Consider the following 24,340-nt stretch of genomic DNA (forward strand, 5'->3'; position numbering starts at 1 on the left):
AATTTTCGTGACAGTTGCAGAAAACGATTTCATTATGCCCCCGTCGCGACTAGTCGAGCGGGATCAACCCGCCGGACAGTCCGGCATAACTCGGTTGGGGAGGATATATGTTGCTTTCCGCTCGCGCTGGCGTTCGCGCCGCGCTTCTGGCCAGCGCCGCGCTGCTGCCGTTCGCCGCCCAGGCGCAGACCACGGCCGCCGAAACGCCCGCACCGGCCGCGCAGGACGATGCTGCCGCCGATGAAGGCCAGATCGTCGTCACCGGCCAGACCACGCCGAACCGCCCGCTGATCACCGCCTCGGCCGACATCACGCTCGCCAATCGCGAGCTGATCGACCAGAAGGCCCCGCGCTCGACCGCCGACCTGCTCGAGATGGTCCCGGGCATCTTCGTCGAGGCGACCGCCGGTGCGGTCTCGAACAACTATTCGGTCCGCGGCCTGCAGGGCGGCGGCCAGCGCTTCGTCCAGCTCGAAGAGGACGGCATGCCGATCCTCTATGGCGGCGGCGGCGCCGACTTCTTCTTCGACCAGGACCTGACCATCGATCGCCTCGAAGCGGTCAAGGGCGGCTCGTCGGGCGTGCTCACCGTCAACGGCGCGGGTGCGACGATCAACTTCATCTCGAAGGCCGTGAACCACGAGCAGGCCGAGGGCGCAGTCCGCTTCACCGGCTATAACTACGGCCTGAAGCGCGCCGACGGCTATTATTCGCAGCCGATCACCGACAAGCTCGCCTTCAGCATCGGCGGCTATTTCCAGTCGAGCCCGGGCGTTCGCAAGAACACCAACGACTATACCGGCTGGCGGTTGAAGGGCGCGCTCGAGTACAAGTTCGACGACGGCGGTTACATCCGCCTGTCGGGCAAGGGCGGCAACCTGAAGAACGCCTATTATGCCGACCAGCCGTACAAGTTCACCGACGGCGAGCCGGGCAGCGTTCCCAGCCTCGACACGCAGTTCGGCAATGTCGGCGGCCGCAGCTTCTCGAACATCGCCGTGCCGGTTTCGACCTTCGCGCATTCGAGCGGCTTCCGCGAATTCAACTATGACGACGGCATCGTCTCGAAGACCTGGCAGGCCCGCCTCGACTTCGAGAAGCCCGTGTCGGACTCGGTCACGCTGTTCGGCCATGGCCGCTATCTCGACTATAGCTACGACTTCAACGGCCTGTTCCCGGGCTCGGGTACCGGCAATGCCGGCCTGACCAGCGCGGTGAACTATCTGACCTACACGCCCAACGGGGTGCCGGCCGTTTCGCCGATCAACGACCTGCTGACGCTCGGCCAGGCCGCCTTCCCGACCACCGTGCGCTACGGCATCAAGAACCTGCGCACCGGCCAGGTGATCGGCGCGGACCAGACCGCGCTGCTCAACGCGCTGAACGGCAACGGCTTCCTGCAGCGCACCACGCTCAACCACGACGCCATCGACGCCCATGACCTGGGCTTCAACGTCGGCGGCCGCTGGAACTTCGAGAGCGGCAGCTTCAAGAACTCGCTCACCGCGGGCGTGATGTACTACAAGACCAAGCGCGACCAGGACCAGTCGGCCACCGCCAGCGTGGTCAACGACGTGCGCACCAACAGCGACGTCTATGACATCGTCGCGCTCAACGGCTCGAACCAGGTGATCGGCACCCTGTCGGACAACGGCCTGGTCTCGTACGGCGACTGGGGTGCGGGTATCCGCAGCCGCCAGGATTCGAGCCTGTCGCTCTATGTGAACGACGAATTCTCGATCGGCGACCTGCACGTCGACGCCGGCGTGCGCTGGGAGCATGACAGCGCGACGGCGTGGGACGGCAACCAGGCCGCGGTGAACCAGCCGGTCCAGCCGGGCACCGGCGGCGTGCTCACCACGGTCGGCTCGACCTGGGACGGCACCTACACGGTGCGCAAGGCGAACAAGAAGGCGGTGGCCTACACCGTCGGCGCGAACTACCTGATCACGCCGAACTTCTCGATCTATGCGCGCTACGCCAACGGCTTCCAGATGAACAATGTCGATCCCATCACTGGGATCGAGCTGTACGAAGCCGGCCTGCGTTACCAGATGGGTCGCCTGCTCTCGGCTTCGGCAACGGTGTTCCGCACCAACTTCCGCAACCAGAACTACAATTTCGCCGATCCCGTGAACCCGTCGGTGCAGAGCAACATCAATGCCGACCTGCGCACCAACGGCGTCGAGCTCAACCTGAACCTCCGTCCGGTCAATGCCTTCAGCATCGACTTCCAGGGCGTGTTCCAGGATCCCAAGCTCGTCAACCTGGCGATCAACGGCGCCAACCAGGCCGGCTTCGAGGGCAACCGCCCCGAGCGCACCCCGGCGCGGCTGTTCACCATCACGCCGAGCTACAAGCTGCCGAACGGTCTCGGCGAGATCTATGGCCGCTACAAATATATCGGCAAGATCTACGCCGATGCCGGCAACGGCGTGGCGCTGCCCAGCTATGGCGTGACCAGCGTGGGTGCCTCGTTCAACCTCAGCAAGCAGCTGCAGGTGAGCGTGAACGCGGACAACATCTTCAACGTCATCGGCCTGACCGAGGGTAATCCCCGCCAGGGCCAGACGCAGGCGATCACCGACGGCTATTTCTATGCCCGCGGCATCGTCGGCGCTACCTATGGCGGCTCGGTGACGTTCAAGTTCTGATACCCCGCAAGGGTCGCAAAGGGAGGGCGCGGCAGCTGAAAGGTTGGCCGCGCCTTTCCATATCAATCAGTCCCTCTCCCCTCAGGGGAGAGGGAGGGAGCCGACGAAGTCGGCGGAAGGGAGAGGGGCAGAAGCGGTAGTCGGCGACTGCCCCCTCTCCCCGGCCCTCTCCCCGATGGGGAGAGGGAGGACATAGGTTCGCCCAAGACTAGAGGAGAGACGGATGCGAGGTTCGATGCGGTTGCTGCTGGTGGGCGGGCTGCTGCTCGCGGGCACGAGCACGGCAGCGCTGGCGCAGAAGCGCGCCACCAGGGCGCCGGAGCTGGCCTACAGCCTGACCGAGGGGCAGAATCTCAACGCGTTCGTGCGCGAGGGCAAGGTCGCGGCGCATCTGCTGCTGCGCAACGGCAGCGATCCGCGCATCCTCGTCGCCTTCCCCGCCGGCAACAGCGGCGTCGGCCTGTGGTTCCAGCCTCTCGAACGGCCCGCCACCTGGCGGCTCGACCAGGCGCCGCGCCCGGTGAATTTCGCCGACGGCAAGGGGCGCCCGCTCCACGGCATCGAGAGCATCGCGACGATCGACGCGCCTCGGCTAACACCAAAACAGGCCGTGCTCTCCAATGTCCGCTTCCTGCGCGACCATCAGTCGGTCGGCCGCTTCCCGGCCGAAGTGGCGGCCCCGGTCCGCATCGAAGGCAACCGCATCCTCTACGCCCGCGACCGGGTAGACGGCGCGCCGGGCTATAGCCTGGAGATCCAGGTGCTGAGCGGCCGGATCGACAATGGCGCGATCGTCGCTGGCGCGAATGGACGCATCCAGGTGCGGATCGTTGCAGCGACCGGCGACACGCCGCTGACCGGCCTCAGCAAGGCCGAGCTGCTCAATAGCAAAGCAGCCGCCGATCCGGCGGCGCGCAACGCGCTCGCTTTCCTCAGCTACCGCGAGAAGTTCCTGGCCGGCTCGTGGCGCTTCGACACCTATTTCGGTCGCGACACGCTGATGTCGGTTCGCCTGCTGATGCCTGCGCTCAAGGGCGCTGCGGTGGAAGCAGGCCTGGGTGCGGTGCTCGCCCGGCTCGACCGCGATGGCGAAGTCGCGCATGAGGAGGGGCTCTCCGAATTCGCGCTGATCGACCATGCCCAGCACAAGCAGCCGGGCGGTGCCGCTGCGACGCTCGATTATGGTATGATCGACGACGATTACATGCTCGGCCCCGTCTCCGCCGATTATCTGCTCGGTTCGGCCACGCGTGCGGACGCGCAAACTTTCCTGGCAAAAAGGATCCGCAGCGAAGCGAATCCGGCTGAAGCCGAGGCGGCCGGAACGCTCCTGGTGCGCAACCTTCGCTACGTTATCGATCAAGTGAGGCCGTTCGCCGAGGATCCGCGCTGGAGCAACCTCGTCGCGATCCACAAGGGCCGCCTCACCGGCGAGTGGCGCGACAGCGAGGAAGGGCTTGGCCGTGGTCGCTATCCCTATGATGTGAATGCGGTTTTTGTCCCCGCCGCGCTCGAGGCCGCCGACAAGCTGCTCCGCGCCGGCCTGCTCGACCGCTTCCTGACCCCGGATGACCGTGCCGCGCTGGAGCGTGCCCACGCCATGGCCGCCACCTGGCGCAGCAAGGCCCCCGGCCTGTTCGCCGTCGAGACCCCCGGCCCCGAGGCCGCGGCCCAGGTCCGCGCCTATGCCGCCCGTGTCGGCGTCCCCGCCGCCCCGGCCCTTGCCGCGCTCAAGGGCCAGGCGCTGCGCTACCATGCGATCGCACTCGACGATCACGGCAAGCCGGTACCGATTATCAATTCGGATGAAGGGTTTAGCCTGCTGTTCGGCCATCCCGATCCGGCCGATCTCCAAGCCTATGTCGGCGCGCTGGCGCGGCCCTTCCCGGCCGGGCTAATGACCGATATCGGGCTGCTGGTGGCCAATCCTGCGCTGGCCGGCACCGAGGTCCAGGACCGCTTCACCCCGGCCGCCTATCACGGCGCGGTGGTCTGGTCGTGGCAACAGGCCCTGTTCGCCGCCGGCCTGGAGCGCCAGCTCGCCCGCACCGACCTGCCCCCCGCCACCCGCGCGGTGCTGAAGGACGCGCAGGCGAAGCTGTGGCGCGCCATCCAGGCGACCCGGGCGACGCAGAGCTCCGAGCTCTGGTCCTGGGCCTTCGAGAATGGCCGCTACAAGGTCGTCGCCTTCGGCGCCGGCAAGGCCGACGTCGACGAGTCCAACGCCGCGCAGCTGTGGAGCACCGTCTATCTCGCGGTCCAGCCACCAAAGGGGGCACCGGCGAAGCGTAAGCGCTAACCCAACACCCCACTCGCCCGCCATTCCTCCCCGGGATGGCGGGCAATTTTTCAGCTGGCCGACAGAAACGCCGTCACGGTCAGCCGCCCGGTCGCCGGATCGCTATCCAGCACAGCCCCGGGCGATATCGCGCCGCTGTGGAGCAGCGCGCTGCGATAGATCACCGCGCGATTATAGCGCGCTTCGACACCGGCGATCCGCTCGAACAGTGCCGTATCCCCGAACGGATAGGCCGCCGCCGGCGGATCGGCCTGCAGCTCGGCATTCAGCGCCGCCAGATAGCCAGCCGAGCGCACTGCATCGATTGTCTCGAAGCCCGTCGCGCGGTGGCGGAAAAAGGCGGTGCCGTCGCCTTCCGAGAGATAATGGACCAGGGCGATCCGCCCCGGCTGCACCGCATCGACATGCGGCAGGCGCTGTTCAATGGCCAGCTCGGCCGGCGGTGTCGTCACGATCGAGAAGCTGGCGTCGAGCAGCTCGACTCGGTTCGCCGCGCCCAGCACCTCGCGCAGCACCGGCGCCAGCGCCGGGCGTACCTTGGCGAAATAGTCCGCGGGGAGAGCAGCACGAATGCCCGGATAATGGTGACGCCCTGGCTCGAACGCCGCCGCCAGCGCGGCTGCCCGCAGCGAATCCGGATCGGGATGGAAACCGTCGACGATCGCGATCGGCTGGCCTTCCGCCCCGATCCGCCGCGCGACGATGTCGGGCTTGATCACCCCTGCCCCATCGCCACCGCCAATGCCGCGTCGTGCAGCGGCAGGGTCGGCGCGGCGCGCTGGATCACTTCGGCAAGCTGGCGGAGTTGGGCGGCACTGGCCGCGCCGTCGAGCACATCGGCGAGCGGGTTGTAGTCCTCCGCCACGATCTCCTGCCCATTGAGCACCGCCAGCCAGCTCGCGTCACGGAACAGCTCCTCGCTGCCCAGCATCAGCCGGCCCGATCGGCGATACTGGTCCTCGCGCGCCATCAGGCTCTCGGGCAGTGCCATCTCGCGCCGCTCGACCCAGAACGGCTCCGTCCGGCCGGGATTGGCGTGATAATGCAGGATCAGGAAGTCCTTGATGTTGTCCATGTCGGCATTGAGGAGCGCGTTGTACCGATCGGCCAGCGCGGGGTCCATGTCACGGTCCGGGAACAGGGTCAGCAGCTTGGCGATGCCACTCTGGATCAGGTGGATCGAAGTCGATTCCAGCGGCTCGAGGAAGCCCGAGGACAGGCCAAGCGCCACGACATTGCCCACCCACGCCTTGCGCCGCGTGCCTGCCTTGAAGCGCAACGTGCGCGGCTCGGCCAGCGCCTCGTCGTCGAGATTGGCCATGAGGATGCCGGTCGCCTCGTCCTCGCTCATGAAGCGGCTGGAGAAGACATGGCCGTTGCCGATCCGGTGCTGGAGGGGGATGCGCCACTGCCAGCCCGCCGGGCGCGCGGTGGAGCGGGTGAAGGGCGTGGTATGCTCTACCCTCTCGCAGGGCACCGCCACCGCGCGGTCGCAAGGCAGCCAGTGCGACCAGTCCTCGAAGCCACTCTGCATCGCCCCGTCGATCAACAGCGCGCGGAAGCCCGAGCAGTCGATGAACAGGTCGCCTTCCAGCCGGTCGCCGCGCTGGGTGGTAAGCGCAGTGACGTTGCCGGTCGCGGCGTCGCGCTCGACATCCTGCAGCTTGCCCTCGACGCGGGTAACGCCCGCCGCCTCGGCCAGCCGGCGCAGGTGGCGGGCATAGAGGCTGGCGTCGAAATGATAGGCATAGCCGAGCGTCGAGAGGATCGAGCGGGCATCGCCCGTCGGCATGGCGAAGCGGCCCTGCTTCGCCAGTTCTTCGGCGAGCGAGAAGGCGGAGAGCGGCAGGTCGAGCCCCTCGGCCCGCGCCTTGATCCAGCGATGATGGAAGGCGACGCCCGGAAAGGGCACGCCGAACGTGCCGAACGGATGGAAATAGCGATAGCCCGGGCGAACCCAATCGACGAACTCGATGCCCAGCTTGAAGCTCGCCTTGGTCTCGCGGAGGAAGGCGCCTTCGTCGAGGCCGATCAGCTGGTTGAACCAGTGGATCGTCGGGATCGTCGCCTCGCCGACGCCGACGATGCCGATCTCCTCGGATTCGAGCAGCGTGATGTCCAGCGTCCGCCCGAACTGGCTGGCCAGCGCAGTGGCGGTCATCCAGCCTGCCGTGCCGCCGCCCAGGACGACGACGGAGCGGACGCGCCGTGTGCCGCCTGCCTTGGAGGAAATCGCGTCGCTGGGTGCAGGCATCGGGCTTCTCGCTTGGTTCGAAGCCCGGGATTAGCGCGCCGCGCCGATCCTTGAAATGCATTTCTTCCGCGAGGGGATCACCGGAGCGGACCAGCCGCTCCGGTGAAATCACCCCCTCCTGCAGGTCTGCGCCTGCCTCAGAAAGCCGCGCTGACCGAGAATACCACCGCGCCGTCCGCAATCGACTTGCCGTCCTTCACCCGCGAGAAGTTCGGCTGGATATAGGCGGAATCGGCCGCGCTGATGTCGGTGTCGACATAGGCGATGCCGAGCGTCAGCGGGCCGACGGCGGCGTCGGCGCCGATCAGCCAGTCGAGATACCTGCCGGTGGGCGCGACGCTGGTGCCGTTCGGGCCAAGGCCCGGATTGCCTTCCGAATAGCCCAGATGCGCCTTGAGCGTGATCGGGGTCTTCGGGATGCCGCTGCTGATGTCGGCCCAGAGATAGAGATTGTCCTCCTTGTCGCCGGCCTTGCTCTCAGGCGTGTTGCTCCAGTTACCCAACGCCTCCTGCGAGGGCGCATAGGCGACGCCGGCGAGCACCGAGACCGGGCCGAGCGAGCTGCTGAGCTTCACATAGGGCTCGGCGAAGTCGGTCTTGTCCGCGCCCGAGGGGTACATGTACCAGGTCAGGCCGACATCGACCGTCAGGCCGTCGGTCAGTTCCCTCTTGTAGCCGGCGATCAGGTCCAGCTCGGTGTTGGAGCCGCCGAACGTGCCCCAGCCGGCAAGGTTGGAGGCCCAGACGCCGCCATAGAGGCCGCTTTCATGGCTGACGGTGATTCCGCCTTGGACGGCGATGCCCTTGTCGCTCTGCGAGACGCCGCGGAAGCGATAGTCGGATACGAGAGCGATGTTTCCGGAAACGGTTACCGGCTTGGGCGGTGCTTCTTCCTGAGCGAAAGCCGGAGCGGCCGTGCAGCAAAGCACGGCCGCGATCAGGTACTGTTTCATGCGGGCATTCCCCTTCAACTTGAGAATGTTCCCGCCTGCGGTCGGAAAGTGCGGCCCTCTCATCCGGGATGGAGTGGACGGGGGACGCTGCTTTCCGACCTTCAACATGCCGGCCCAGTCAGGCCGGCGGGTTGCTCCTTCGTAAGGAAGTGTTGCTGGACGTCAGGCCGGCTGGAGCTTGCGAAGCTGATCGGGGTTCCCGCTCAGCTCCACCTTGAGGCCCCGTGCCCGGCGGCGCTGCACCCAGTCGCGGAGGGTTTCGGCGCTGGTGTGGTCGATCGCCGGCACCTTCTCGAAGTCGAGATGGACCGGCTTGTCGCCGGGCACCGCGTCGAGCGCGCTGTTCAGCTTCGGCAGCGTGACGAAGGTCGCCGCGCCGTCGAGGTTGATACGGTGCGCGTCCTCGCCATGCTCGGCATCGACCTTGAGGCGCAGGCGGCGGAAGTGCGGCAGCAGTTCCAGCACCGAGAGCGCCAGGCCGACCAGCACGCCGGTCAGCAGGTCGGTCGCGATCACCAGCACGAAGGTCACCGCCCAGATCGCCGCCGGCAGCAGGCCGTAATGGTGGAAAAGATGGCGAACATGACTCACGCTGACGAGCTTCCAGCCAGTGACGACCAGTACCCCACCCAGTGCCGCCATCGGGATCTCGCGCAGCAGCCAGGGCAGCAGCGCGGCGAAGCCGAGCAGCCAGGCGCCGTGCAGCACCGCCGACATGCGGGTGATCGCACCCGCCTGGACGTTGGCCGAGCTGCGGACGATCACGCCGGTCATCGGCAGCGCGCCGGCGATGCCGCAGAGCAGATTGCCCACGCCCTGCGCGCGCAGTTCCTTGTTGTAGTCGGTGCGCACGCCGTCATGCATGCGGTCGACCGCGGCGGCCGAGAGCAAGGTCTCGGCGCTGGCGATGAACGCCACCGCAACCGCGGCAATGATGATCGTCGGGCTGAGGAACGAGCCCAGGAAGTCGTTGCCCGGCAGCGTCACCGCCGAGGCGAGCGAATCCGGCACCGCGACGCGGACCACGTCGAGCCCGAAGCCGAAGGCGACCAGGGTCGCGCCGACCACGCCGACCAGCGCGCCCGGGATCAACTTGAGCGCAGTGGGCTTGAGCTTGTCCCAGCCGATCATCAGCACGATCGTCAGCACGCCGAGCGCCAGCGCCAGCTCGGTGCCTGCGATGTTGGTCGGCTCGAGGCCGAACAGCCGGCCCGGCAGCGCCGCGAGGTTCCCAAGGCCGCTGGAGAGCGGCTTGGCGTCGAACAACGTATGGAACTGGCCGACCACGATCAGCGCGCCGATGCCCGCGAGCATGCCGTGCACTACCGCGGGCGAGATCGCGCGGAACCAGCCGCCGACCTTGACCACGCCGGCCAGCACCTGGAGGGCGCCGGCGAGCACGAGGATCGCGCCGAGCGCGGCGAGGCCATGCTCGCGCACCAGCTCGAAGACGATCACGGCGAGGCCTGCCGCCGGGCCGCTCACCTGGAGCGGCGAGCCGGCGATCAGGCCGACGACGACACCACCGATGATGCCGGTCAGCAGGCCCTTTTCGGGCGGCATGCCCGAGGCGACGGCGATGCCCATGCAGAGCGGCATCGCGACGAGGAAGACCACGATGGAGGCCGTGAAGTCACGGACCACCCACCCCTTGGGGAGCGCGGACGTGCTCATTCGGCGGCTTCCACCAGCTCGAAATCGGCAGCGCGGCGCTGGGCCGACTTCACCGCGACGGGGAGCGGCGTATCGTCACGGACGACGACGAAGCGGTTCGTCTCGCCATCCAGCGCCAGGATCTGGCCGGCATGGATGTCGACGAACCAGCCGTGCAGCGCGATCTCGCCGCGCGCGATCCCCGAGGCGACCGAGGGGTGGGTGCGGAGATGGGCGAGCTGCGCCACGACGTTCTCAAGGCTGATCGCGCGGACGCGGGCGTTCTCGTCGAGGCCCGGATAGGCGTCGGCGACGACCTTCTGCGCGGCATCCGAATGGTTCAGCCACACGGCGACGTTCGGCATGGCGGCGACCATCTCGGGATGGGCGACCGCCTTCATCGCGCCGCAGTCCGAATGCCCGCAGACGATGATGTCGCGCACGCCGAGCGCCATCACGGCATATTCGACCGTCGCCGATACGCCGCCGATCTTCTGCGCGAAGGGGGGCACGATGTTGCCGGCGTTGCGGCAGACGAACAGGTCGCCGGGCTGTGCCTGCATGATGTGCTCGGGCACGACGCGCGAATCGGCGCAGGAGATCATCAGCGCCTTGGGGCTCTGCCCCTGGGTAGCGAGCTTGCCGTAGAGGTCGCTCTGGTTCGGGAAGACGGTCTTCTCGAAGCTGAAGACCCGGCCAATCAACTCGTTCACGGTTGCAACTCCTTTTTACTCGGAGTGCAACCTAATGGGTCAATCTTGCCGCAGCGCAGCGCTACTGTGAGGAAGTGTTGCCGTCAGCCGGGCAGACGGATTTCCGCGATGAGTCCCGTGTTCGGGGGGCTTGCATTGGTGAGGCTGAGCCGCCCCTTCTCCAGCGCGACGGCCTGTTGAACGATGGCAAGGCCAAGCCCCATGCCCTTGGTATTGCGGCCCCGTTCGACGTCGAGGCGGACGAAAGGCTGCAGCGCCTCCTCGATCTTCCCGGGCGGAATGCCGGGGCCGTCATCGGCCACGCAGAGCACCAGCTCGCCTTCCTCCTGCGCCACATGGACCTGCACTGATTTGCCGTAATGCAGCGCGTTTTCGATCAGGTTGCTCAGCGCCCGGCGGAGCATCGAGGGACGCACCACCCATTCGAGATGGGGCGGCCCCGTATAGGCCGCATCGCGCCCGCGATCGGTCGCGTCCTCGACCAGAGTCGCCGCCATCACCGCGATGTCCACCGCCACCGCCGGCTCGGGATCGTCCTCCCCCTTGAGGAAGGTGAGCAGCGAGGCGATCATGTCGTCCATCTCGCCGATATCGTCGAGCATCGCGCGGCGGCTCTCCTCGTCGCGCACATCCTCGAGCCGCAGCTGGAGCCGCGCGAGCGGGGTGCGCAGATCATGCCCCACCGCGGCAAGTGCCTGGGTACGGTTCTCGATCAGCTCGTGGATGCGGCGCTGCATGCCGTTGAAGGCGTGGATCAGCCCGCGGATCTCGGCGGTCCCCTCTTCCTCCACCGTCACGCGCTTGCCCGAGCCGACATGGCCGATCGCATGGATCAGCTTGCGCAGTGGCAACAGCGTGCTGCGGATCAGCAGCGCGCCGAGCGTGAGCAGCAGCAGCGCCGGCACGAGCGCGACAAAGGTGCGCTCGATCGCGAACTGCCAGACCTGCACCGCCTCACGCGTCTTGAACACGATCCAGCTGCCATCGGGCATGCGCATCTCGCCGGCGACGACCTGGCCGTGCGCGCTAGGCGCCAGGCGGAGCTGGAGATGCGCTTCCTTCAGTGCCTTCTCCCAATTGGTCACCTGCGCCTCCATCCGCTTCTGGCGCGGCGGAAAGGCGGGACGCTGGGGGATGGAGGGCGACCAGCGGACGATATAGCGGTCGGTGGTCAGCTCCTGCGCCGCCTCGGCCCGGGCGGCGGGCGGGCGTTCGGAGAGCAGCTTCTCGGCGATCACCAGATGCTCGGCGAGCCGGTGCGCGTCGCTTTCCTCGATCGAGTAGCGCGAGGCACGCTCGTACAGGAAGGTGCTCGCCCCGAACTCGATCGCGACGGTGAGCAGCAGGATGAGCAGGATCCTGCCGAGCAGCCCCAATGGATGGCGCGGCAACAGGCTCAGGAGCGGGTTACCTCCGCCCGGAAGATATAGCCGATGCCGCGCACCGTGCCGATCGGCGGCTCGTGCCCGGCGGCGGAGATCTTGCGCCGCAACCGGCTGACCAGCACGTCGACGCTGCGGTCCGAGCTGTCGCCGAGGCGGACGCGGGACAGCTCGACGAGGCGCTCGCGGGCGATCACCCGCTGGGGCTGGCCGAGAAAGGCGGCGAGCAGGTCGAACTCAGCGCCGGTCAGTTCGACCACCGCGCCGCTCGGCGACTTCACTTCGCGGCGGGGAAAATTGACCGTCCAGCCGTCGAAATGCGCCTGGGTCTCGCGGTCGCCGCCCGCCATCCGCTCGAGCCCGCCGCGGCGGAGCACCGCGCGGATCCGGGCGATCAGCTCCCGGGTGCTGAACGGCTTGGCGAGATAATCGTCGGCGCCCAGCTCGAGGCCGAGCACGCGATCATGCTCGTTGCCGCGCGCGCTGATGAAGATGATCGGCACGTCGCTCTTGCGCCGCACCTCGCGGCAAAGGTCGATGCCGCTGGTGCCGGGCAGCATGATGTCGAGCAGGACGAGGTCGACCGGACCATTGTCGAACGCCACCCACATCTCGGGCGCAGTCGAGGCCAGGCGGACCGAATAGCCGTTTTCCTGAAGGGCGCGGGCGGTGAGGGTGCGGAGCGCGGGGTCGTCCTCGACCAGAACGATGACGGGCGCGGTCATTTCATGGTCTCGCATGCATTCATGGCTGGCACTTAGGGCTCCTGCCCTTTCTGCTCAAGAGAGCCCCTGTCGGGCAATGCTTTGTCACACGAGAGCAGCGCTTCGTAACGCACGGGAAAAGCTTCCTTACAGCCGCGCAAAGCGCCGATCGGACGCGCGCTTTATTTCGGGCTGCAAAAGGAGATTCCCCATGAAGTTCATCCTCCCGATCGCAGCCGCCGCCTGCCTGCTCGCCGCCCCCGCCGTCCAAGCCCAGTCGCTGCACGAGACCCACCAGCTCGTCTGGGCGCCGTCGGGCAAGACGCCCGGCGCCCATTGGCGCCTGCGCGACCGCCCGGCATGCCAGCCGGTGCAGAGCCATCACCAGGCCGGCAAGACCGCGCTGCCCGTGCGCGCGAAATGCGCCGTCCAGGCTACGCCCTCGACCGGTCGCTGAACCCACCCTTCCTACACACCAATTGCAAAGCCCCTGGCCCGCGGGCCGGGGGCTTTGTTGCATTTTCCGGCGGCCGCAAATCTATGAGATACCGCCCAAAAACCACGGGAAACGTAGCGGAAATGCTTTTGGATACGCCCCGGTAACGAATCGTTAACGCGCCCTGCTGCACCGCGAGACCCGAACGTTTCGCCTGAGTCACGAGGAGTGCAAGGGGGCGGTATCCAGGGGCCGCAATCCGACTTCGTACCATCGATAGGTTCGTCAGATTCCTGCGCACTCTGCCGTTCGGTGGGGTGTTTCGTCACGTCCGCATGCCGTCGGGGAGTAAGCTTATCATGATCACGAACGCGAAGCCGGGCCACGAGATCGACCATGCCGCCGCTGGCCGCCGCCGCAAGCTGCGGGCTGGCGCGGGCGGCGCCGCGCTGGCACTGGCGCTCGCCCTCCCCTCGGCCGCCTGGGCGCATGACTATACGGTGAGCACCGAGGCGGAGCTGCGCCAGGCGATCCTCGACGCGAATGCGGACGGCGATGCGACCTCGACGATCACACTGACCGGCAACATCGCCATCGTCGCCGCGCTGCCGACCAGCACCAAGACGCTGATCATCAACACCGCCGGCTTTGCGACCAACGGCGTCACCCCGCAGGGTATCGTGACGCTGGCCGGCACGATCACGGGCAGCAACGATGTGGCGGGCGGCAACGGGCAGGCCGGCCTGACCATGACCGGCATCGCGACGACGACGGTCACCAACAACGCGACCATCACCGGCGGCGATGGCACCGGCGCGAGCAACACGGGATTGGGGGTAGATCTTCAGGACGGAACCCTGACCAACAACGGCACGATCACCGGAGGAAGCTCCGGCGGGCCGGCGTCCACCCATGGTGGCAATGGCATGCAGGTCACCCGCACCGCCACGGTGATCAACAACGGCACGATCCAGGGCGGTACCGGCCTGGGCGTGACCGGCGGCACCGGCGCGTTCATCGGCGTCAGCCCCAGCGCCGCGCAGACCTTCACCAACAATGCGACGGGCGTCGTCCGGGGCGGCGACGGCACCGGCGGCGCGCTGGGCGGCGTCGCCATCGAGGTCAAGACGATCTCCGTGCCGATCGTCAATCACGGCCTGATCGAAGGCGGCAATGGCGCGATGGCGATCAAGAGCGGCCCGAACCTCAGCATCGTCAACGACGGCATCATCCGGGCCGGCGCCGGCGGCACGGTCGCGATCGACGCGAGCACGTCGCAGCTCACCGTGGTCGAGCTGCGGGCGGGGTACAGCATCACCGGCCAGGTGATCGCCAATGCCGGTGCCACCTTTGCCCAGACGCTGCAGTTTGGCGGCGATACCGATACCAGCTTCGACATGTCGCTGGTCGGGCTGACGGCGCAGTATCGGGGCTTCAATCGCATCCTGAAGACCGGCACCAGCATTTGGACCCTGACGGGTGATGTCGCCGGCATGCCGACGAGCCCCTGGAACCTCCAGCAGGGCACGCTGCTGTTCGACAGGAACACCGCTGCCGGCGCCATCCCGGCTATGATCAACGGCGGCAGCGACAATGCCGCGCTGATCTTCCGGCAGGACAGCACCCTGTCGGTCGGGAGCCTCAACGGCGCCATATCGGTCCTGCAGAACGGGCTGGGCACGACTGTCCTGACGACGAACAATCATAGCCTGGGCACGACGCTCGCCTCCGGCACGCTTTCGATCGGCACCGAGCAAGCGCTCGGGTCGGGCGCGTTCACGATCACCGGCGGCAAGTTCCAGTGGAGCGGCAACGGCAACATCGCCCGTTCGATCAACTGGGCGGCGAGCGGCGCCGAGATCGAGGTCACCGGCACCTCGCTGACCCTAGCCCAGCCGCTGCTCGGTGGCGGTGCACTGACCAAGTCGGGGACAGGTACGCTCATCCTGAGCGGCGACAACAGCTATGCCGGCGGCACGGTGATCACGGCCGGCACGCTGCGGGTCAACGGCTCGATCCTGGGCGATGTGCTGGACAACGGCACGCTGATCTTCGGCAATTCCACCACCTATGGCTATGCCGGGCTGATCACCGGCACCGGCAGCCTCAACGCCGCCGGCACTGGCCTGCTGACCCTGACGGCGGACAGCAATTATGGCGGGACGACCACCGTCAGCGGCACCGGCGGGCTTCTCGTAACCGGCGGGGCCGACATCGCCTATGGCGGCGCGACGGCCGTTTCGGCCGGCCAGCTTCTCGTCAACGCCGGCAGCACGATGACTTCCGGCGGCGCGACGGCGATTACGTCGAACAACGCCACGCTCACCATCGACGGCACGGGCTCCGCCTTCACTACCGCCTCGATGAACGTGGCAGGAAGCACCGGCCGGGTGATGGTCGTCAACGTCACCAATGGCGGCCTGCTCAGGCTGACGGCGGGCGGCCTTTCGCTGCGCACCCTGCTCGGCACGGCGCGGCTCAACATCGACGGCGCGGGCTCGCTGTTCGACATGACCGGCGGGCTGACCCTCGCCGGCGCGGCCAATACCGGCGGCGCCTTCACGATCAGCGGTGGCGGCGCGATCCGCACCGCGGCCGCCAGCACGATCGGCGCGGCGGCGGGCAATACCCAGAACGGCACCACCCGCCTGCTCGACGTGACCATCACCGGCGCCGGCTCCAACTGGACGAGCACCAGCACGCTGCTGGCGACCAATGGCAATTTCACCGTGCAGCAGGGCGGCGCGGCGAGCTTCGCCAGCGCCATCTTCGGCACCGTCTCGCCAGCGTTCAAGGCGGTGCTGTCCGTCTCGGGCGCCGACTCGCGCTTCGCCACCACCGGCGGCGACCTGGTGATCGGCAGCGGCGCGGGCACCGGCGAGCTCGTGCTCAGCAATGGCGGCGCGGTGAACCTTGCCGGATCGCTGGTCCTGGCCGATGCCGGCACCGCGACCGGCATCCTCAGCATCGGCGGTGCCGAGGGGCAGGCCGATGCCGCGACGGGCGCGTTCACCGCGCCGACGGTCACGCTGGGCAGCGGCACCTCGCGCCTCAACTTCAACCATACCGACAGCGACTATCTGTTCGCCGCCGCGATCTCGGGCGCGGGGGCGATCAACCAGGTGGCGGGCACCACCAACCTGACCGGCACCAGCAGCGCCTTCGCGGGCGTGGCGAACGTCACGGGCGGCACGCTGCGGGTGAACGGCACGCTGGGCAATGCTGCAAGCGTGGTCAATGTGCTGAACGGCGGCAGGCTGGGCGGCGCCGGCACGATCGGCGGCAGCGTGATCGTCGCCGACGGCACCATCGCGCCGGGCAACAGCCCGGGCACGCTCACCATCGCGGGCAATCTCACGCTCGGTACCAATTCGCTGCTCGACTATGAGTTCGGCCAGTCGGACGTGGTCGGCGGCCCGATGAACGACCTGATCGAAGTGGGCGGCGACCTGCGGCTCGACGGGACGATCAACGTGACCGTCACGCCGGGCGGCGAGTTCGGCGTCGGTGTCTACAGGGTGCTCAGCTATGGCGGGACCCTGGACGACCAGGGCCTGGCGCTCGGCACGACGCCGGGGAGCATCGTCCAGGTCCAGACCGCGGTGGGCGGGCAGGTCAACCTGGTCAACTATGCCGGCGCGGCGCTCAATTTCTGGGACGGCAACGGCGGGCGCGGCGACGGCACGATCACGGGCGGCACCGGTACCTGGCAGGCAGCGACGGGCAACGACAACTGGACGCTGTTCGACGGCTCGATCAACAGCCCCTACACCGACGGCAATTTCGCGATCTTCATGGGCGCGGCCGGCACGGTGACGGTCGACAACAGCCTGGGCGCGATCAACGCCTCGGGCATGCAGTTCGCGCGCAGCGGCTATGTGATCACCGGCGGCACGATCGGGCTGAGCGCGCCGCAGTCGATCATCCGCGTGGGCGACGGCACCGCGGCGGGCGCCGGCTACAGCGCGACGATCGCCAGCGCGCTGGGCGGATCGGGCCAGCTGGTGAAGACCGATCTCGGCACGCTCGTGCTGACCGGCACCAACAGCTACACCGGCGGCACCGCGATCAACGGCGGCGTGCTGCAGGTGGCGAGCGACGCCAATCTGGGCGACGCCGCGGGCGGGCTGAGCTTCAACAACGGCACGCTGCGGATCACCGGCGACATGACCTCGAACCGCGACATGGTGCTGGCGGGCGCGGCCACCGTCACCACCACCGCGGGCTCGGACTGGGTGCTGGGCGGCGACATCGGCGGCGCCGGCGCGCTCACGATCAACACCAGCAACACCGTGACGCTGACCGGCGATGCCACGCACAGCGGCGGCACCACGATCACCGGCATCGGCACGCTGCTGATCGGCAATGGCGGCACCAGCGGCACGATCGCGGGCAACATCGTCAACAACGCCAATATCCGCTTCGACCGCTCGGATGCCTCCACCTTTGCCGGCTCGATCAGCGGCTCGGGCAGTTTCAGCAAGGCGGGCGCCGGGCAGCTCAACCTGACCGGCAACAGCAATTGGGCCGGTTCGGCGCAGATCCAGCAGGGTGAGCTTCGCATCGCCAGCGGCAACACGGTCACCGCGGCGAATCAGACCAGCTTGAGCAATGGCGGCACCCTGACCGTCTCCGGCATCGGATCGACCTTCACGACCGGGTTCATCACCGCATCGGGCACGAGCGGCGCGGCAGCGACGATCAATGTCGAGAATGGCGGCGTGCTGCGAACCACGGCGAGCGGGCTGGCGCTCCGCTCCGGCCCCACGGCGCCCCTCGCCGCGGCGAACCTGAACGTGACCGGCGCGGGCTCGCTGGCCGACCTGCTCGGCCCGCTCGCCATCGCCAGCACCGCTGGGACGTCGATCGCGAACGTCACGATCAGCGGCGGCGGCACGCTGCGTTCGACCGGCGCTAACCAGATGGGTGCCGCGGTCGGCAACGTCACCGCCCCCACCCTGACGATCACCGGCGCAGGCTCGAACTGGACCAGCACCGGCACGCTGGCGATGACCAATGGCAGCTTCTCGCTCCTTAATGGCGGCGGCGCGAGCTTCGCCTCGGCGGTGATCGGATCGGCGACCACGCGGCCGGCCGCGCTGCTGGTCTCGGGGCCGGCGTCAGTCTTCACGACGAGCGGCGACCTGACCATCGGCACCGGTGGAGGCACCGGCGTGCTCACTTTGGCCGATGGCGGCAGCATCGCAGTGGGCGGCACCTTCACCCTGGCCGACAATGCCGGGGCGACCGGCGTGCTCAACATCGGTGGCGCCGAGGGCGCGGCGGCAGCAGCCGCCGGCCTGTTCACCCTGCCCGCGCTGAACCTGGGCAGCGCGACCTCGCGGATCAACTTCAACCATACGAACCCGGCCTATGCCTTCGCTGCGCTGATCAGCGGCACGGGCAGCCTCAACCAGACCGCCGGCACGACGATCCTGAGCGCCGCGAACAGCTATAGCGGTGCCACCAACGTCACCGGCGGCACGCTGCTGATCAACGGCGACCAGTCGGCGGCGACCGGGCTCACCACCATAGGTGCGGCGGGCACACTCGGCGGCACCGGCATCATCGGCGGCAATGTCGACATGAGCGCCGGCGGCACGCTGGCGGCGGGCTCGAACGGCGTCGGCACGCTGACGATCAACGGCAATCTGACGCTCGGCGCTGGCTCGCATCTCGGCTTCGAACTGGGCCAGGCCTATACGGTGGGCGGGCCGCTAAACGACCTGGTCGATGTCGGCGGCAACCTCACGCTCGACGGCACGGTCGACGTGACCACCTCGGCGGGCGGCAGCTTCGATGTCGGCATCTACCGGCTGCTCAACTATGCCGGCGCACTCACCAACAACGGGCTGGTGGTGGGCACCCAGCCGGCGGGGGCGGAAGCCTTCGTCCAGACCTCGGTCGCCGGGCAGGTCAACCTGGTCAATATCGGCGGGCTGACGCTGAACTTCTGGGACGGCGCCGCCGGACCGAAGTTCGACGGCGCAATCGCCGGCGGCACCGGCATCTGGCAGGCGCACACCGGCAACGACAATTGGACCGACCTGAGCGGCGCGCTCAACGCAGGCTTCTCGGACGGCGCGATCGCGATCTTCACCGGTGCTGCGGGCACGGTGACGGTCGACAACAGCCTGGGTGCGGTCACCGTGTCGGGCATGCAGTTCGCCACCAACGGCTATGCGATCACCGGCGACGCGGTGACGCTGACCGGTACGCAGGCGGTGATCCGCGTCGGCGACGGCACCGCGGCAGGCGCAGGCTATACCGCGACCATCGCGAGCGCGCTGACCGGCGCGAGCCAGCTGGTGAAGACCGACCTCGGCACGCTCGTGCTGACCGGCGCCAATGCCTATACCGGCGGCACGCGGATCGAGGGCGGCACGCTCCAGATCGGCAATGGCGGCAGCATCATCGGCGACGTGGTGAACAACGCCGCGCTGGTGGTGAACCGCACCGGCACGCTGACGCTGGGCGGCGCGATTTCGGGCAGCGGCACGCTGACCCAGGCGGGCGGCGGCACGCTGATCCTGGGCGGGGCGAATAGCTATGTCGGCGGCACCACCGTCACCGGCGCGAGCATCCTGCAGATCTCAAGCGACGCCAACCTCGGCAACGCGGCCGGCGTGCTGGCGCTCCAGGGCGGCACGCTCCAGGCAGGTGCCTCGTTCAGCTCCAGCCGTGCGATCACGCTCGGCAGCGCCACCTCGAACCGCATCGACACCCAGGGCTTCGACGTCACGCTCAGCGGCGTGATCGGCAACGGCGCGGGCAACATGCCGGGGAACTTCCTCGACAAGCTCGGCACCGGCACGCTGACTCTGAGCGGCGCCAACAGCTATTCGAACCGCACCCTGATCGCCGCCGGCACCCTCGCGCTGGCGGGCAACGGCACGATCGGCGCGGGTAATCTGATCGTCGGCGCGGGTACGGTGTTCGACATCTCGCAGACCAATGCCGGCGCACGGGTGATCCAGCTGAACAGCGGCGCGGCGGGCACGATCGCGCTCGGCTCGAAGGTGCTGACGCTGGGCGCCACCCTCTCCTTCTCCGACTGGTCGGGCAGCATCGCCGATGGTGGCATCGGCGGCGGTACCGGCGGCAGCGTGGTGATCCAGGCGCCGAGCGGTGCGGTGCGCTTCCTCGAGGCCCAGAGCTACACCGGCGGCACCACCGTGAGTGGCGGCACGCTGGCGCTGGTCGGCAATGGTGCGCTCTATGCGGGTGGCGCGGTGACGGTGAATGCGGGCACGGTATTCGACATCAGCGGCCTGGCCGGCTCCGGCACCACGATCGGAGACTTGTCGGGCGCCGGCGCGGTCGCGCTGGGCGGCAAGACGCTAAGCTTCGGCACCGCCGACAGCACCAGCTTCACCGGCACGATCGCCGGCAGCGGCGGGCTGGTGAAGTCCGGCACGGGCAGCTTCACCCTGACCGGCGCCAACAGCTATACCGGCACGACCAGCGTCACGGGCGGCACGCTGCTGGTCAATGGCGACCAGTCGGCGGCGACCGGCCTCACCACCGTCGGCAACGGCGCGACGCTGGGCGGATCGGGCATCCTCGGTGGCGACGTGCTGATCGCGAATGGCGGCACGCTGTCGCCGGGCAACAGCCCGGGCACGCTCACCATCAATGGTGGGCTGACCCTGTCGGCTGGCTCGACCCTCGCCTATGAGTTCGGCGCGGCCAATTCGGTCGGCAGCCCGCTCAACGACCTGGTCAATGTCGGCGGCAACCTGGTGCTCGACGGCACGATCAACGTCTCGGTCTCGGCCGGTGGCACGTTCGACATCGGCCTGTACCGGATCGCCAATTATGGCGGCACGCTCACCAATAACGGCCTCGCCATCGGCACGATGCCGGCGGGTGCCGAGCTGACCGTGCAGACTTCGATCGCGGGCCAGGTCAATCTGGTCAACACCGGCTCGGCCGTGCTCAACTTCTGGGACGGAAACACGGGTCCGAAGTTCGACGGCGCGATCGCCGGCGGCAATGGCGTGTGGCAGGCGACGGGCACCGACAACTGGACCGACGTCAGCGGCGCGGTGAATTCGGCGTTCGACAATGGCGCCATCGCGATCTTCGCCGGTTCGGCCGGGACGGTGACGATCGACAACAGCCAGGGCCAGGTGACCGCTGCGGGCCTGCAGTTCGCGGCCAACGGCACCTATGTCCTCCAGGGCGGCGCGCTGACGCTCACGGGGCCGCAATCCGTTATCCGCGTCGGTGACGGCAGCGCCGCGGGCGCCGGCTATATCGCCGACATCCAGTCGGCGATCACGGGCACGACCCAGTTGGTGAAGACCGATATCGGTCGCCTCATCCTTTCGGGCACCAACAGCTATACCGGCGGCACGGCGATCAACGGCGGCGTGGTCCAGATCGCCAGCGACGCCAATCTGGGTGCCGCTGCGGGCGGCCTCAGCTTCAATGGCGGCACGCTCAACACCACCGCCGACATCGGGTCGGCACGCGCCGTCACGCTCGACGGCCAGGGCGTGTTCTCGACCGATGCGGGGACGACGCTGACCCTGAGCGGCGCGATCACCGGCGCGGGCAACCTCGCCAAGACCGGCACCGGCACGCTGGCGCTCGGCGGCACCGGCAGCTTCACCGGCGGCACCCAGGTCGCCCAGGGCACGCTGCTGGTGAACGGCAACTTCGCCGCGGCCACCGGCGTCACCACCGTCGCGGCGGGCGCGACCCTTGGCGGCACCGGCACGATCGGCGGCAATGTGACGCTGAACGGCACGCTGTCGCCGGGCGCCGGCGGCGCCGGCACGCTGACGATCGGCGGAAATCTGTCGATCGCCCAGGGTGCGACGCTCGCCTATGAATTCGGCTCGGCGAACGTCGCCGGCGGCGCGCTCAACGACCTGGTCAATGTCGGCGGCAACCTGGTGCTGGACGGCACGATCAACGTGTCGGTACCGGCCGGGGGCGCCTTCAGCGCCGGCATCTACCGCGTGTTCAACTATGGCGGCACGCTCACCGACAATGGCCTGACCCTCGGGGCGCTGCCGGCGGGAAGCAACGTGGCCGTGCAGACCTCGGTCGCCGGCCAGGTCAACCTGGTCAACTTCGCCGGCCTCACGCTGAACTTCTGGGACGGGGCCGCCGGCCCGAAGAACAATGGCACGATCAACGGCGGCACCGGCATCTGGCAGAACGGCACCGGCAACGACAACTGGTCCGACGCCTCGGGGGCGATCAACGCCGCCTATAGCGACGGCGCCTTCGCAGTGTTCGGCGGTACGGCAGGCACGGTCACGGTCGACAACGGTCCCGGCCAGGTCGCCGCTTCGGGCATGCAGTTCGCTGTCGGCGGCTACACCGTCACCGGCGGGTCGATCGCGCTTGCCGGCGCGCAGGCGGTGATCCGGGTCGGCGACGGCAGCATCGCGGGCGCGGGCTATACCGCGACGATCAACGCAGCGCTCACCGGTGCGAGCCAGCTGGTCAAGACCGATGCGGGCACGCTGATCCTCGGCGGCACCAACAGCTACACCGGCGGCACGCTGGTTACCGGCGGCACGGTGCAGATCGCGAGCGACGCCAATCTGGGTGCGGCTTCGGGCGGGCTCACGCTCGACGGGGGCACCCTCACCACCACCGCGACGCTGTCCAGCACGCGGAACCTGGTCCTGCAGGGCGCGGGCACCCTCTCGACCGCAACCGGCACGAGCTTCACGCTGGGCGGCGTGCTTTCGGGCACGGGCAACCTCACCAAGGCCGGCACCGGCACGCTGGTGCTGAGCGGTGCCAGCGCCGGCTATGCCGGTGTGGCCCGGATCGCGGCAGGCACGCTGGCGGTGACCGGCGTGCTGGGCGGCTCGGTCAATGTCGATACGGCGGGCCTCCTCGAGGGCACCGGCTCGGTGGGCAATGTCACCAATTCCGGCACGATCGCGCCCGGCCTCTCCGGGGTCGGCACGCTCACCCTCACCGGCAGCTATACCGGCGCCAACGGTACGCTGGAGATCGAGGCGGAGCTGGGCGGCGACGGTGCGCGTTCCGACCGGCTGGTGGTGGGCGGTTCGACGGCAGGCACCACGCTGGTCAAGGTGACCAACTTGGGCGGCACCGGCGCGCCGACCGTGGAAGGCATCAAGATCGTCGATGTGGCGGGCGCCTCGAACGGCGTGTTCACGCTCGAAGGCGACTATGTCTTCGAAGGCGCCCCGGCGCTTATCGCCGGCGCCTATGGCTACCGGCTTTACAAGAACGGCGTCGCCAACCCGACCGATGGCGACTGGTATCTCCGCTCCGCCCTGCTCAGCCCGGTCGCGCCGCCGGCCACCCCGCTCTACCAGCCGGGCGTGCCGGTCTATGAGGCCTATGGCCAGACGCTGGCCACGCTCAATGCGATCGGCACGATGCAGGAGCGCGTCGGCAATCGCCGCTGGTCCTCGGGCAGCGACGGTATCTCGGGCATCTGGGGCCGGATGGAGAGCGCCCGCTCGCGTCCCAACGCCGTCCAGTCGACCAGCCTGTCCGACGTGAATGTCGACAGCTGGAAGGTCGAACTCGGCGTCGACCAGGCCGTCAGCACCCGTAGCGACGGCTCGACGCTCGTGGTCGGCGTGCTGGGCAGCTATGGCGAGGCGCGGGCGAGCATCGCCTCGCCCTTCGGCAATGGCAGCATCAGGACGCGCGGCTATGGCGCGGGCGCGACGCTCAGCTGGTTCGGGCAGGGCTTCTATGTCGACAGCCGGGCGCAGTTCACCTGGTTCGACAGCAAGCTGAAGTCGAGCGTGCTCGGCAAGCTGGCCGACGGCAATGACGGCACCGGCCAGGCCTATAGCGTCGAGGTCGGCAAGCGTTCGCCGCTCTCGAGCAAGCTGTCGGTGACGCCGCAGATCCAGATGGCCTATTCGACCGTCGGCTTCGATCGCTTCACCGATCCGAACGGGGCGGAAGTCTCCTCGCGCCTCGGCGACAGCCTGAAGACGCGCTGGGGCATCTCGCTCGATCGCCAGGATGCCGGCAGCCATCTCTATGCCGTGGCGAACCTCAGCTATGAGTGGCTGGACGGCACGGTCACCCAGGTCTCCGGCACGCCGATCGCGCGCAGCAACGAACGGCTATGGGGCGAGCTCGGGCTGGGCGGCAGCGTGCAGCTCGGCAGGGTGACGCTGTACAGCCAGGTCTCGGCGGACACCGCGCTGCGCGACTTCGGCAAGAGCTACAGCCTGAAGGGCACCGGCGGCCTGCGCCTCGCCTTCTGATCCGGCACGGCCGGTCGCCCTCCCCGGGTGGCCGGCCGCCGCTTGCGTTCGGGACTTGGCA

Annotated in this window: 11 protein-coding genes; 4 read left to right on the top strand and 7 right to left on the bottom strand. The window is 68.3% G+C overall.

The window, feature by feature from the left end; translation table 11 throughout:
- Window positions 1-107: 107 nt before the first annotated feature.
- Together ACEN8G_RS14550 and ACEN8G_RS14555 are read left to right on the top strand one after the other, a co-directional pair.
- Complete coding sequence (locus ACEN8G_RS14550; RefSeq protein ID WP_413418839.1) at window positions 108-2,654, top strand: TonB-dependent receptor; 2,547 nt, start codon at window positions 108-110, stop codon at window positions 2,652-2,654.
- A 223-nt stretch (window positions 2,655-2,877) separates the two neighbouring features.
- Window positions 2,878-4,953, top strand: coding sequence for a hypothetical protein (locus ACEN8G_RS14555; protein WP_413418978.1), 2,076 nt, complete (start codon window positions 2,878-2,880; stop codon window positions 4,951-4,953).
- Window positions 4,954-5,003: 50 nt separating this feature from the next.
- On the opposite strand, the gene ACEN8G_RS14560 is transcribed toward ACEN8G_RS14555, so the two are convergent.
- The 7 genes from ACEN8G_RS14560 to ACEN8G_RS14590 all read right to left on the bottom strand — a co-directional run bounded on the left by ACEN8G_RS14560 (window position 5,004) and on the right by ACEN8G_RS14590 (window position 12,633).
- Complete coding sequence (locus ACEN8G_RS14560) at window positions 5,004-5,672, bottom strand: DUF6445 family protein (RefSeq protein WP_413418976.1); 669 nt, start codon at window positions 5,670-5,672, stop codon at window positions 5,004-5,006.
- Window positions 5,669-7,207 carry a tryptophan halogenase family protein gene (locus tag ACEN8G_RS14565; protein ID WP_413418974.1) on the bottom strand — a complete coding sequence of 513 codons (1,539 nt, stop codon included), beginning with the start codon at window positions 7,205-7,207 and terminating at the stop codon, window positions 5,669-5,671. Before ACEN8G_RS14565 ends, ACEN8G_RS14560 begins: the two co-directional genes overlap by 4 nt.
- A gap of 137 nt (window positions 7,208-7,344) precedes the next feature.
- Window positions 7,345-8,160: a TorF family putative porin gene (locus ACEN8G_RS14570; protein ID WP_413740601.1), complete on the bottom strand. Its 816-nt coding sequence runs from the start codon at window positions 8,158-8,160 to the stop codon at window positions 7,345-7,347.
- Window positions 8,161-8,322: 162 nt separating this feature from the next.
- Window positions 8,323-9,834 carry a SulP family inorganic anion transporter gene (locus tag ACEN8G_RS14575; protein ID WP_413414621.1) on the bottom strand — a complete coding sequence of 504 codons (1,512 nt, stop codon included), beginning with the start codon at window positions 9,832-9,834 and terminating at the stop codon, window positions 8,323-8,325.
- Entirely contained in the window at window positions 9,831-10,526 is a 696-nt protein-coding gene (locus tag ACEN8G_RS14580) for a carbonic anhydrase (RefSeq protein WP_413414620.1), read from the bottom strand. Before ACEN8G_RS14580 ends, ACEN8G_RS14575 begins: the two co-directional genes overlap by 4 nt.
- Before the next feature lie 83 nt (window positions 10,527-10,609).
- Entirely contained in the window at window positions 10,610-11,917 is a 1,308-nt protein-coding gene (locus tag ACEN8G_RS14585) for an ATP-binding protein (RefSeq protein ID WP_413414619.1), read from the bottom strand.
- Between the two features lie 5 nt (window positions 11,918-11,922).
- Window positions 11,923-12,633, bottom strand: coding sequence for a response regulator transcription factor (locus ACEN8G_RS14590; RefSeq protein ID WP_307120040.1), 711 nt, complete (start codon window positions 12,631-12,633; stop codon window positions 11,923-11,925).
- Between the two features lie 190 nt (window positions 12,634-12,823).
- On the opposite strand from ACEN8G_RS14590, the gene ACEN8G_RS14595 reads away from it, so the two are divergent.
- Complete coding sequence (locus ACEN8G_RS14595; RefSeq protein ID WP_413414618.1) at window positions 12,824-13,069, top strand: hypothetical protein; 246 nt, start codon at window positions 12,824-12,826, stop codon at window positions 13,067-13,069.
- A 338-nt stretch (window positions 13,070-13,407) separates the two neighbouring features.
- A complete protein-coding gene (locus tag ACEN8G_RS14600; RefSeq protein WP_413740602.1) occupies window positions 13,408-24,279 on the top strand; it encodes an autotransporter outer membrane beta-barrel domain-containing protein in 10,872 nt (3,623 codons plus the stop codon).
- Window positions 24,280-24,340 lie beyond the last annotated feature (61 nt).

Origin of the sequence: Sphingomonas sp. Sphisp66 (genome assembly GCF_047324325.1) — a bacterium.
Taxonomy (GTDB): Bacteria; Pseudomonadota; Alphaproteobacteria; order Sphingomonadales; family Sphingomonadaceae; genus Sphingomonas.